This is a genomic window from Lacibacter sediminis, from assembly GCF_014168535.1.
Classification (GTDB): domain Bacteria; phylum Bacteroidota; class Bacteroidia; order Chitinophagales; family Chitinophagaceae; genus Lacibacter; species Lacibacter sediminis.
On sequence record NZ_CP060007.1, the window covers coordinates 1798478 to 1810744 of the forward strand.

10 protein-coding genes are annotated in these 12267 nt (G+C 40.6%); 5 read left to right on the top strand and 5 right to left on the bottom strand.

Annotated elements, in window-relative coordinates:
• Nucleotides 1-90: 90 nt before the first annotated feature.
• From H4075_RS07680 to H4075_RS07695, 4 genes are all read right to left on the bottom strand, one after another.
• On the bottom strand, nt 91-885 hold the full coding sequence (locus H4075_RS07680; RefSeq protein WP_182805642.1) for a 3-keto-disaccharide hydrolase: 795 nt from the start codon (nt 883-885) through the stop codon (nt 91-93).
• 86 nt (nt 886-971) lie between these two features.
• A complete protein-coding gene (locus tag H4075_RS07685) occupies nt 972-2513 on the bottom strand; it encodes a redoxin domain-containing protein (protein WP_182805644.1) in 1542 nt (513 codons plus the stop codon).
• A gap of 186 nt (nt 2514-2699) precedes the next feature.
• Nucleotides 2700-4580: an Nramp family divalent metal transporter gene (locus tag H4075_RS07690; protein WP_182805646.1), complete on the bottom strand. Its 1881-nt coding sequence runs from the start codon at nt 4578-4580 to the stop codon at nt 2700-2702.
• Nucleotides 4581-4711: 131 nt separating this feature from the next.
• Nucleotides 4712-5371: a metal-dependent transcriptional regulator gene (locus H4075_RS07695; protein ID WP_182805647.1), complete on the bottom strand. Its 660-nt coding sequence runs from the start codon at nt 5369-5371 to the stop codon at nt 4712-4714.
• A 239-nt stretch (nt 5372-5610) separates the two neighbouring features.
• Between H4075_RS07695 and H4075_RS07700 the strand changes: the two genes are divergently transcribed.
• The 5 genes from H4075_RS07700 to H4075_RS07720 all read left to right on the top strand — a co-directional run bounded on the left by H4075_RS07700 (nt 5611) and on the right by H4075_RS07720 (nt 10088).
• Entirely contained in the window at nt 5611-6564 is a 954-nt protein-coding gene (locus tag H4075_RS07700; RefSeq protein WP_182805649.1) for a hypothetical protein, read from the top strand.
• 102 nt (nt 6565-6666) lie between these two features.
• Entirely contained in the window at nt 6667-7158 is a 492-nt protein-coding gene (locus tag H4075_RS07705) for an endonuclease domain-containing protein (protein WP_182805651.1), read from the top strand.
• Nucleotides 7159-7325: 167 nt separating this feature from the next.
• Nucleotides 7326-7718 carry a RidA family protein gene (locus tag H4075_RS07710; RefSeq protein ID WP_182805653.1) on the top strand — a complete coding sequence of 131 codons (393 nt, stop codon included), beginning with the start codon at nt 7326-7328 and terminating at the stop codon, nt 7716-7718.
• An 85-nt stretch (nt 7719-7803) separates the two neighbouring features.
• Nucleotides 7804-9462, top strand: a complete 1659-nt coding sequence (gene glgP / locus H4075_RS07715) for an alpha-glucan family phosphorylase (protein WP_182805655.1) — start codon at nt 7804-7806, stop codon at nt 9460-9462.
• 191 nt (nt 9463-9653) lie between these two features.
• A complete protein-coding gene (locus H4075_RS07720) occupies nt 9654-10088 on the top strand; it encodes an acyl-CoA thioesterase (RefSeq protein ID WP_182805657.1) in 435 nt (144 codons plus the stop codon).
• Nucleotides 10089-10247: 159 nt separating this feature from the next.
• Here H4075_RS07720 and H4075_RS07725 read toward each other — a convergent pair whose 3' ends face one another.
• Nucleotides 10248-12164, bottom strand: coding sequence for an ABC-F family ATP-binding cassette domain-containing protein (locus H4075_RS07725; protein WP_182805659.1), 1917 nt, complete (start codon nt 12162-12164; stop codon nt 10248-10250).
• Nucleotides 12165-12267: the final 103 nt, after the last annotated feature.

The following is a 12267-nucleotide window of genomic DNA, read 5'->3' on the forward strand; positions in this document are numbered from 1 at the left end:
TTCCGGGTTCTAAGTTTTAAGTATGCCATACCTGGCAGTCACTTCCTTTCTTGAAGGAAAGAGCAAGAGGTATGGCATACTTGAACCTGTTTATAATCTCCTGATCCAGATATTACGGTATTGTGTTTTACAGCTATGATCCTGTAAAGAAATTACATCTTCACCATGTGCAGAGGTATAAGTGTGTAAGCCGATATAGTTTGTAAGGCCATTGATGGTCACATTATTTTGAACCAACACTCCGTTGTGCAGCACGGTGATTCTTGCAGGTGCATCTAATTCGCCGGTTGTTTTAAAACGGGGTGCTGTGTAAATAACATCGTAGGTATTCCATTCTGCCGGGTTACGCATGGCGTTTACCAGCGGTGCATGATCTTTATAAATACTTCCTGCCTGCCCGTTACGGTATGTTCTGTTGCCATACGAATCGAGTACCTGCAACTCATAACGGTTTTGGAAAAATACACCACTGTTACCACGGTCTTGCCCGCCGTATTCAATACTGTCGGGTGCACTCCATTCAATATGCAACTGGCAATCACCGAATAAAAGTTTGGTTTCAATACCACCAGTACCGGGTACTACTTCAAAGTAATCGTTGTTTACGATTTTCCATCGGGGTGCTTTTGTTTTGTCCCGCTGGCTAACCCATTGATCTAAATTTTTACCATCAAATAAAACGATCGCATCGGATGGAGCTTCTCCTGCTTTTTTGCCGGGTGTGATTATTTTTACTTCAGGGTTCCATATTTCTGTCATCTCAGCCTTCATCGGCATGGGTGATACTTCCGGTGCTGTATTCACAAATTTTTTCTGTGCGCTGGAGGTAGATGCAGAAAAAAGAAAGATGCTGAACAGACCAACGATGATGTTAGTAGATTTCATTTGTAAGAATTAAGCAATGTTTGTAAATAAAAAAGGCAGCTGATTGCCGCCTTTAAATTTATAGAAATATGCAGGAACAGGAAAAACTATTCTTTTCCATCGTTCTTTATAAAGTCCGCAATTACATAAATGTTATCGGAAATAGATTTTGTATCGAGGCGCCCTCCTTTTTGTACATTTAAAGAAGGGTCGGGAATGGATGCAACTTTGTTTCCCTGTTTATCAAAGTATTCTTTTGTATTGGTTGTAAAGTCAATTTTTTCTTTCGGCGTGCCGTTCTCGTACCAGCTCATCGCTTTGCCGCTTGGTTCATTATTGAAAAAAGTGGCTTCTAACTTCTTCTGCCCATTTTGATACCAGGCAATATATTTTCCGTTGACCGTGTTTACATCTTTCATTGTTGCTTTCATTAGTATCTCACCACTGCTGTAGAATTGAGTGAGTTCAAATAAATTTCCGGTTCCCTGCATTTCTAAAAACGGAATGCCTTTAGAGTCAACATACTTTACTGTCTTATTTCCATCTGTCACTTTTATTTCAATGGCCGGCTTGCCATTTTCATGGAAATATTTGGGATCAACACTGCTGCTCATTTCACCATTTTCAAAAAGAGCTTCGAATTTCAGCTTTCCGTTTTCGTACCAGCCTGTGCATTTGCCGTTCATTTTCCCATTTGCCCAGCTTGTTTCTTTTCTTTTTTTACCGGACTCGTAGTAATGATAAAAAACACCGGTTGCAACACCATCTGCATACGTACCTACATTGGCAACTTTTCCATTTGTATGATACTTGGTCCACTTGCCTTCAAGTTTTCCGTATACATAGTTGTATTCATATTGCAATTCGCCTGTATTGTAATAACCCATTGAGCGGCCATTCAACGCATTGTCAACGTAGTTTTCTTCACCTGACAGTTTGCCATCCTGGTAATAGTACTGATATTTCCCTTTATGTACCAAAGGAAATGCAAGCGTAGCTTCTCCACTCATCTGTAAGCGACCGTTTTTATAGTAATCGTTAACCACCCAACTGTTATCGTCTTTCTTAGAAATAGTGCGATAATACATTGCATCTGCTTCCGGTGACGGGAACCAGTCTTTATCATAAAATACTTTTCTTGCCTGTACTTCTTTTCGTTTGATTTGCCCTGCAAGTTTGTATGCTTTCTTTACATCGAGTGTGTATGAGGTATGCGTGTAAATCACCTGCTGGTTATCATCAAGAAAAAAGATCACCGGTGCTTTTGTGGTGTACATGGCCTTCATCAGCTCCTGTGATTTGTCGAATAGCACTTCAACATTTTTCCAGCGGCTTGCTTTTGAGAATACTTCACTTGAAGTAAGACTTCGGTCAACATTCACCGCCACTATTTTTACGTTTGATGCTGTGCCGAGTGTGCTGTAATTATTATCAAGCTCAGTAATGAGTTTCACGCAAGCTGCACACCATGACTCGGAATAAGTAAGTACAATAATGGGATTATCAAAATCAGAAATAGAAGCAGTGCTTACACTATTGCCTGTTTTATTCACCAATACAGCTTTGGGTAACCCGGCTGTTGATTGTGCCTGTAATAATGTAATTGAAAAAACAAAAAGAATTGTGGGTACAAGTTTTCGGTACAACATGGGTATTTGATTTGAGCTTGGCAATGATACAAAAAAATCTGCCTCAACACTAACTGAATGGTAGTTGGAGGAATGTTTAAATGTTTAATTAAGTATCGTGCAAAAATACCGACATCGGTTGTTTCAGGCAATACCTAAAAAGGAGTAAAAAGAGTCACAAAGCATGGTTAGCAACCCTTAAAAAGATTACACATTTACAATTAAAACGGGTATCTCCAGTTCATGTCTTACTGCTTCAATTGTTTCTCCAAATACATAATCTTTTAATCCTTTATGCCTGTGTGCACCCATGATCAACAGATCCGCTTTATTTTCTTTCACCAGTCGCACAATTTCGCTGGTGCGTTTGTTGTAACCTAACGAAGCAGTAACGCTGTATCCTTGCTGCTGCAATGTGTTTGCATATAATTCAAGACGCTGGCGATCATTACGGGTCTCTTCATCATCTGTTGCTTCACCCAGCAAACGGGCAGGTGCCGTTTCTACCACATGTACTAAAAAATATTGCGCATCTTTTCTTCCCTGGTGTAATGCATAGGCAATGAGTTTTTCATCGTTCTCAGAAAAATCAAGTGCAACTGCAATTCGGTTTACTTCAGGCACACTCAGATTATTGAGTGAAGGAACAGGGCTGTGCAGTTTTGCACTATCTCTTCGTTTTTGTTTTTTAATAAGCGGAAGGAAGGTCATGGTGAGAAACAACCAAACAAAACCTAATGCGATAACTGGGATTGCTATTTTCCAGAAACCTATGCCGGGCTCATTATAAACTGCTGAAATTTCCTGCACTACCAAACGCACATTCAGGAACACAAGAATGGCTGCAATACACCAGGCAGCAATTTTTACCCATAGTTTAATGGCAAACTCACCCATGGTTTGTTTATCACTCACAAAATGAATCAGCGGTATAACGGCAAAGCCTAACTGCAAACTCAATACCACCTGGCTGAACACCAGCAGCGCATCTACTTTTTCTTCACCATAAATAAGAATAACTGCCACTGCAGGTATGATGGCAATTAAACGTGTAAGCAACCTGCGCAACAAAGGATTGATACGGATATGCAGGTAACCTTCCATTACAATTTGCCCCGCCAATGTGCCGGTGATGGTGCTGCTTTGCCCGGCAGCAATTAATGCTACAGCAAACAGAATCGGTGCCAGTTTTGTTCCAAGTAAGGGAGATAATAACGTGTATGCATCTTCAATTTTTGCAACTTCTGTATTACCTGTTTTGAAAAAGACAGAAGCTGCCAGAATAAGAATGGCTGCGTTTACAAAAAAAGCGGCGTTGAGTGCAATGGTACTGTCGATAAAATTAAACTTCAATGCACGCCGTATGCTGGCTTTATCATCACCTATCTTTCTTGTTTGCACCAAGGCTGAATGCAGGTATAAGTTGTGTGGCATAACAGTAGCACCAATGATACCTACTGCAATGTACAATGCCTGGTTATTAAGTGCCGTGGGTATAAATCCTTTTGCCACTTCAGGTAATGAAGGTTTTGCAAGAATAATTTCAATTAAAAAAGAACTGCCAATGATCACCACCAACGCAATGATAAATGCTTCCAGTTTACGGATACCATAGTTCTGCAACCACAACAACAGCAATGTATCGAACACGGTAATACCAACACCATAGATCAACGGCAAACCTGTTAACAGATATATACCTAAGGCCATGCCCAACACTTCTGCAAGATCACATGCAGCAATGGCAATTTCAGCCAGCACATACAAACAAAAATTTACGAGTGGGGGATAGGTCTCCCTGTTTGCCTGTGCAAGATCTCTTCTGCGAACAATACCCAACCTTGCACTTAAGCTTTGTAACAATAAGGCCATGAGATTGCTCATGAGCAGCACCCAAATAAGTTGGTAGCCAAACTTTGCACCACCCTGCAGATCAGTTGCCCAGTTACCCGGATCCATATAACCAACACTCACCAGGTAAGCAGGCCCTGCGTAGGCAAGGATCCTGCGCCAGCCTTTCACCGGTTTAGTGGTATCAACCGATGCATTTACTTCGCTTAATGATGTTTCGGTATGCTGCAGTTTCATGTGTTAATTCTTATTTGATTTTAGCCACATAGTATATTCACAAAAATTATCATCGCTATTAGGTTTAACTTATCTGGATAATTTTTATGAATATTTCATGGTATCATCTGTTTTATTTGTTCAGTCCTTATTTATTGCAGCTGTACAAAAATGTTTTTTGCCAGTTGTTCACTTAAATTAATGACCGGTTGATTCCTGATTTTTATTTCTACGGAGCCATCAAATGCATGGCGTTGTTTTATTTCGAGTTTGGTGCCGATGCCGATATTTTTTTGACGAAGTAATTCCAGTAAGCTGCTGCTTTGATCGCCCACACCTGTTACAACTGCCGGTTGTGATTCAGCTAATTGTTGCAGGCTGATATTATTAGTGCTGGTCATGCGGCCTTTACTGTCGGGGATGGGATCGCCATGCGGATCGGCCTTTGGGTAACCAAGAAACGCATCGAGTCGTTCAATCAACTCAGGACTGCTTACATGCTCCAGTTCTTCGGCAATATCATGCACGGCATCCCAGTTGAAATGAAGTTTTTCAACCAGAAAAAATTCCCAAAGCCTGTGTTTACGGATGATGTTGAGCGCAAGCTTTTTCCCTTCGGGTGTAAGTGTAACACCATAATAAGGTGCGTAGTGCAGCAGTTTCTTTTCACTCAGGCGTTTCAGCATATCAGTTACGGAAGCCGGTTTTGTTTGCAGTTCTGCTGCCAGTTCATTGGTGGTTACATTGGCATCAGATTGTTGCAGACGCCAGATGGCTTTGATATAGTTTTCCTCGGCTGTCGAAAAATTCATTGGCTATGAAATTAAAATTTAGACGAAACTAAAATATTTTCTTGATACAGGTGAAAATAATTTCGGATGTAAGATTTAGGAATTGGGAATTAGGATTTTGTAATTTGGATATTGCTCCAAGTACCTTGTCTCTTCTTCCTTGGAATTTGGGATTTGAGTTTTGGATTTTTCTCGTTCCGTGTGTCTTGTGCCTTGTTCCTTGTTGCAAAACCACTATTTTTAGATACATAACAACTGATATGAAGTATTCTTTATTCGCCTGCCTGTTTTTCCTGTTTGTATTAACGGCATGCAAAAGCAAGAAGCCTAAAGAAATAAAGGACGAAGATCTTACGGCATCTGATTTTATTCTGCTGGCGAAAGAAATGAGTTATCCCATTTTAGTGAACGACAGTTTGCTGAATGCAAAAGAGAAAGATTCGGTTCTCATCAACCAGACGACCTTCAAAACCTTCATACCTGATACGGTTTATACTAAACTTTATCCCAAAACAAAAAATCTCAAACTATACCTGGTTGGTAAGTCTGTTGATGGAGAAAAAGGAAATTATGTGTTGGTGAAATCAGCCATTGGAAAAGAACGTGGGGCACAGTTACTTTACTTCAACAATAAATCGCAATACCTCGGCTCGTTGGATATTGGTGCACTCATGCCGAAAGGTAAGGCCACCAGTTACTGTAAGATCGATAGCAGGCATTACATCACATTCATCCAGGAACGCAAAACACCTACCGGTGAATTATGGACGAATGAAACGATTTACTTCATGGACGAAACAGGCAAGTTCATTATTGCGATGACCAACAGCACAGAAGATCTGAGTGATCTTATCATGGGTAATCCTATCGACAGTTTAGCACGCAAACAAAAATATTCGGCTGATTATACAACGGATAAAAAGAATCTTGTTTCTATTCGTGATGGTGCTACTGATAAAACATTTGAATTCTTTATTCATTTCAGCAAACAGAATGGTGATTGTGTGGGCGAAGTAAAAGGTACAGGCGAATGGGTGAGCAAAACAAAAGGCGTGTTTCGTGATGGCAGCAGCGATTGTGCGATCACGTTTGATTTCACAACATCATCCGTACGCATCTCTGAACAAAACTGCGGACTCTATCGTGATATCACTTGTTTCTTTGAAGGAAGTTATCCGAAGAAGAAAGAGGCGGTGAAGAAGAAAAAGAAATAGTTAGTAGTTATTAGTGGAGTGGCGAGTGAGCAGAGTGGTTATCCCCTCCGTGGAGGGGTAGCGGAGTGTAGCACATAAACAATGATCGATAGGGGTGGGTAAATGAAACGTACAATTATTCCATACACGCCACAAGCATTAGAGTATGCAAAGCACCTCCGGCAAAACATGACGTACACGGAAGTGAAATTGTGGATGGAATTAAGAAACGGAAGTATGATGGGTTATGATTTTGACAGACAAAAACCCATGCTGAATTATATTGTTGACTTTTTTTGTAAAGACTTAATGCTGGCGATTGAAGTGGATGGAATAACTCATGAAGATGAAAAAGTATTATTGAAAGATCCGATACGCCAGGATGAAATAGAAATGTATGGAGTTTCATTTCTTCGGTTTAATGCATTGGATATTGTTCATGACATTAAAAACGTAGTTAGAACTCTTGAGAATTGGATCTTTGAGTTTGAAGAAAGGAATGGGGTTAATGAAATGGTTAAACAGAAACGATTTTTTTTGGAGAATCCTAAAAACAGAAAGCGTGATAACCCACCCCAACCCCTCCCGGGAGGGGATAACCCGGCGGTTGAATGATGGTCAACAATTGTTCTTTCGTTTCATCAGCAAGCAATGATCAGCAAAATTAAAAAAGCTGGGAAATGAATAATGCATGGTCAGTAGTCGGTTGTCTCTCTTTATGCTCAGAGTTGTTTTACTTATTGCTTATTTTCTATTACCAATTGATTATTTAAATTCAACATATGCAGCATCGTCAGTTGATCAGTTCCGGTTCTCCCTGGGAAGATGTGGTGGGTTATTCGAGAGCAGTGCGTGTGGGTAATGTAGTGGAAGTAGCAGGCACAACCGCCATGGATGGAGATAAGTTGGTAGGCCTGGGAAGTGTTTACCTCCAAACGAAATACATTTTTCAAAAAATAGAAAAAGCATTGACTGAAGCCGGTGCTTCGCTCAAAGACGTGGTGCGCACCCGCATGTTTATTACCGATATTTCCAAGTGGGAAGAAGCGGGCAAAGCACATGGTGAAGTGTTTGCAGCCATAAAACCGGCTTCTACGATGGTAGAAGTGTCTGCTTTGATCGATGAACGCCTGCTGATTGAAATAGAAGTAACCGCCGTGATACCAACCGTTTGATGTTAATAACCCCGTTCGGCAAAAAAGGCCGTTTTGGATTTTTCCCGTTATATTGCGCACCCTAAAGCAAACGAATAACTGTATTATGACGTTTAATCATTTCAAGGTTCCTTATGCCACCGAAAATGCTTACACAAAGAAAGTGGCTTACTTCTCAATGGAATTTGCGGTACATCAGCCTTTAAAAATTTATAGTGGTGGTTTGGGATTTCTTGCAGGTTCGCATATGCGCAGTGCATACGAACTGAAGCAGAATCTTGTTGGTATCGGTATCCTGTGGAAGTATGGTTATTACGACCAGGCACGTAACCAGGACCAAACCCTGCAGGTGCAATGGAACGAAAAGATCTATAATTTTTTAGAAGATACGGGCATCAAGTTCCAGATCAATATTCATGAACATCCTGTTTGGGTGAAAGCATGGTACCTGAATCCTGAAACATTCAAGAGTGCACCGATGTTTTTGTTGAGTACTGATCTTCCTGAAAATGATTATGTGTCTCAAACAATCTGTCACCGTTTGTATGATGCAAACGTTGCAACTAAAGTTGCCCAGTTTATTTTGTTGGGTGTTGGTGGTGCAAAGTTGATTGATGAATTAGGATTTAAACCTGATGTTTATCATTTGAATGAAGCACATGCAATATCATCTGCGTTTTATCTCTACAATAAATTCGGATCTGCTGAAGAAGTGAAAAAGCGTTTGGTATTTACAACGCACACTCCTGAAGAAGCAGGTAACGAAAAACATGATATTTATCTCTGTGAGAAAATGAGCTATTTCTGCGGCATACCGTTGAATGAAGTGCGTAAGCTCACGGGTATTTATGACGATCAATTCAATCATTCACTTGCAGCATTACGTTTTGCACGCCATTCAAATGGTGTGAGCGCATTGCATGGTGAAGTAAGTCGTAAGATGTGGAGCCATTACGAAGGTATTGCGCCGATCACCCATGTAACCAATGCACAAAACTGGCGTTACTGGGCCGATAAGCAATTGTATTTTTCCATGGACGAAGGCAATGAGGAACGCTTCGATGACCGTAAGACTTATTTAAAGCGTCGTGCATTTGACCTGGTAGCTGATCAGACAGGAAAATTATTTGACCCCAATGTATTGACGATCGTATGGGCACGTCGTTTTGCAGGTTACAAACGTGCGGAATTGATTACACGTGATCTTGATCGTTTCAATGCATTGCTCAGCAATAAAAAATACCCGGTACAGATCATCTGGGCTGGTAAACCTTACCCGGTTGATTATCCTGCTATCAGCGATTTTAATAATCTTGTTCACCTGAGTAAGAATTATAAAAATGTGGCTGTGTGCACGGGTTATGAACTTGCATTGAGCAAGCGGTTGAAACAGGCTGCTGATGTTTGGTTAAACAACCCACGTGTGCCACGTGAAGCGAGTGGAACAAGTGGAATGACGGCTGCTATGAATGGTGCCGTTAACTTCAGCACATTTGATGGATGGATCTGCGAGTTTGCCAATCATGGTAACAACAGTTTCATTGTGCCGCCGGTTGATTATACAGCGATGCATGTACAGGAGCAGGATCAATACGATCTTGATCAGATGTATGAAATTCTTGAGCGCCAGATATTACCATTGTACTACGATAATTTCCCGGTGTGGCGCCAGATCACACACAATGGTATGCGTGATGTACGTTTCCAGTTCGACAGTAACCGTATGGCACATGAGTACTACGAGTTGATGTACAACAAAAAGTGAGTTATTAATCCTGATGATACGAAGCCCTGGCGATGAGCCGGGGTTTTTGTTTTGGGTGCAATAAGTTCATAGTTGATAGTTCATGGTTCATAGTTCTGAGTTATTTAGTTTTAAGTTGTCCGATGCCAATTGTCAATTGCCTTTTTCACTGACCATTCACAATTCACCATTGACTTTCTTAACTTCAAACTATGAACACTTACACGAAAACATTTGAATTGCGCTGGGCCGATGTGGATGCTAACCAACATGTGATGCATTCAAAATATTATGAGTTGGGTGCGCATACACGTATGAGTTTTTTTATTCAGCATGGGTGCACGTTGGATGTGATGAATGAATTAAAAATCGGGCCTATTCTCTTTCGGGAGGAATGTATTTTCAGAAGAGAGATCAATGCAGGTGATATTGTAACGGTAGATCTGTTGCTTACGAAATGCAAACGTGACGGATCGAGATGGAGTGCAAAGCATGAGCTGAAAAAAGCCGATGGAACATTGGCAGCAGTTCTATATGCTGATCTTGCATGGATTGATACGAACCTACGTAAACTTACATCGCCAGCTATTGCTGTTACCATTGTTGAACAAATGCCAAAGGCGGATGATTTTGTTTATACTGACTAATTGCGGTTAGATTGCTTCGTTACTCGCAATGACGCCAAAAGATTACGTAATTACGAGCCTTGTTGTTTGGCGAAGCAATCTAATCTGGCAATAATGGTTAGTCTGCTTCGTTTGTCGAAGGTTAACAAATCATAAATCCTACTTCCTGAATCAAACATCTTAATCAACATACTCACTCAACTCCAGCCAACGGAATTCTTTTTCATCCAACAAATTTGTTACTTCACCAATACGATTGCTGAGTTGTTGTAATTCATCAAAAGGAAGATTGCCGCTGTTTAGTTTTGCTGTGATGGTTTCTTTTTCTGCTGATAATTGTTCGATCTCTTTTTGTAATAATTCAAACTCACGTTTTTCTTTAAAGCTGAAGCGTTTTTTTTCTGTAACCGGTATTTCAACTTCATTTTTCGTTGAAGCTACGGATGACGGGTCTATCTTCGTTTCTTTAACTATCGACTCTTTATTATCGGCTTCCAACTTCTCTTTATCTTTTTGCCACAAACGCAATTGTGCATAGTTGCCGGGGAAATCGGTGATAACGCCATCGCCTTCAAACACGAATAAATGATCAACTAATCTGTCCATGAAATAACGGTCATGGCTTACGATGAGTAAACAGCCTGGATATTCTGAAAGGAAATTTTCGAGCACAGCCAATGTCGGAAGATCAAGATCATTCGTAGGTTCATCCAATATCAAAAAATTCGGATTGCGGAAGAGGATCGATAGCAAATGCAATCTTCTTTTTTCACCACCACTCAATTTTGAAATATAGGTGTACTGCTTATCCGGATCAAACAAGAACAATTGAAGGAACTGTGCAGCACTTAACGAACCGCCACTCGCTAATGGAAAATTCTCAGCAATATTTTTCACATATTCAATTACACGCAGGTCTTCTTTTATTGCTAATCCTGTTTGGGAATAGTTGCCAAAAATGATGGTGTCGCCCACGTTTACCTTTCCACTATCGGCTTGTTGAATGCCTTGTATAATATCAATAAAGGTTGATTTGCCTGCACCGTTTTTTCCCACCACACCCACACGTTCGCCTTTCTTAAATGTGTAATCAAAACCCTTTAAGATTTGTTTATCGCCAAAACTCTTGTACACTTTTTTCATCTCCACCACTTTGCCACCGAGCCTGTTCATTTTCATACTCAACTGCACCTGCTGATCTTCGATGCGTTGTTTGGCTTTGGCTTCTACTTCGTAAAAATTATCCTGTCGTGATTTGCTTTTGGTGGTACGGGCCTTTGGTTGCTTGCGCATCCATTCCAGTTCTTTGCGATAGGTATTTTTTGCTTTATCAATACTCGCCAGATCGCTTTCAATGCGTGCTGTTTTCTTTTCTAAATAATTCTGGTAATCGCCTTTGTATTCAACCAATGTGCTTCCATCAAGTTCCCAAACCTCATTACAAACGGCATCAAGAAAATAACGGTCATGCGTTACGAGCAGCAGCGTAATATTTTCTTTGCTGAGATAATGTTCCAGCCATTCCACCATTTCCACATCAAGGTGGTTGGTGGGCTCATCCATAATGAGCAATACATGCTTGTGATCAAAGCCAATATCAATCAATGTTCTTGCAAGTGCTACACGTTTACGCTGACCGCCTGATAATGTTCCTACCGATTGCTGCAAATGATGGATGTTCAACTTGCCAAGGATCTGTTTCACTTTTGCATCAAAATCCCACGCACCGAGTTCATCCATTTTTTCAATCGCCGCACCCAGTTTGTCGCTGTCATTCTCTTCGCTTAAGGCTTCGAATTCTTTAATGGCATTGATCACCGGGTGGTTGTGCTGAAAAATATTATCAAGGATGGTTTTTCTTTGATCAAAAGCAGGTTCCTGTTCAAACAAAGCAATGTCCACATCTTTGTTGATCCAGCATTTACCATCATCGGCGGTTTCTTTACCCGCCAGTATTTTTAATAAGGTTGATTTGCCCGAACCATTCCTGGCTACCAACGCAATTTTATCACCCTCTTCAATGTGAAATGTAATATTCGAAAACAGGGGAATAATACCGTAACTCTTCGTTAAACCTTCTACAGAAACGTAATGCATGGCGCAAAGATAACTGTATGAAGGCAGAAGGAGAAAGGAACAAGGTACAAGAAGAAAAACCCAAAAGGCAAGGTTCAAGGCACAGGTAATAAAAAAAAGTTGC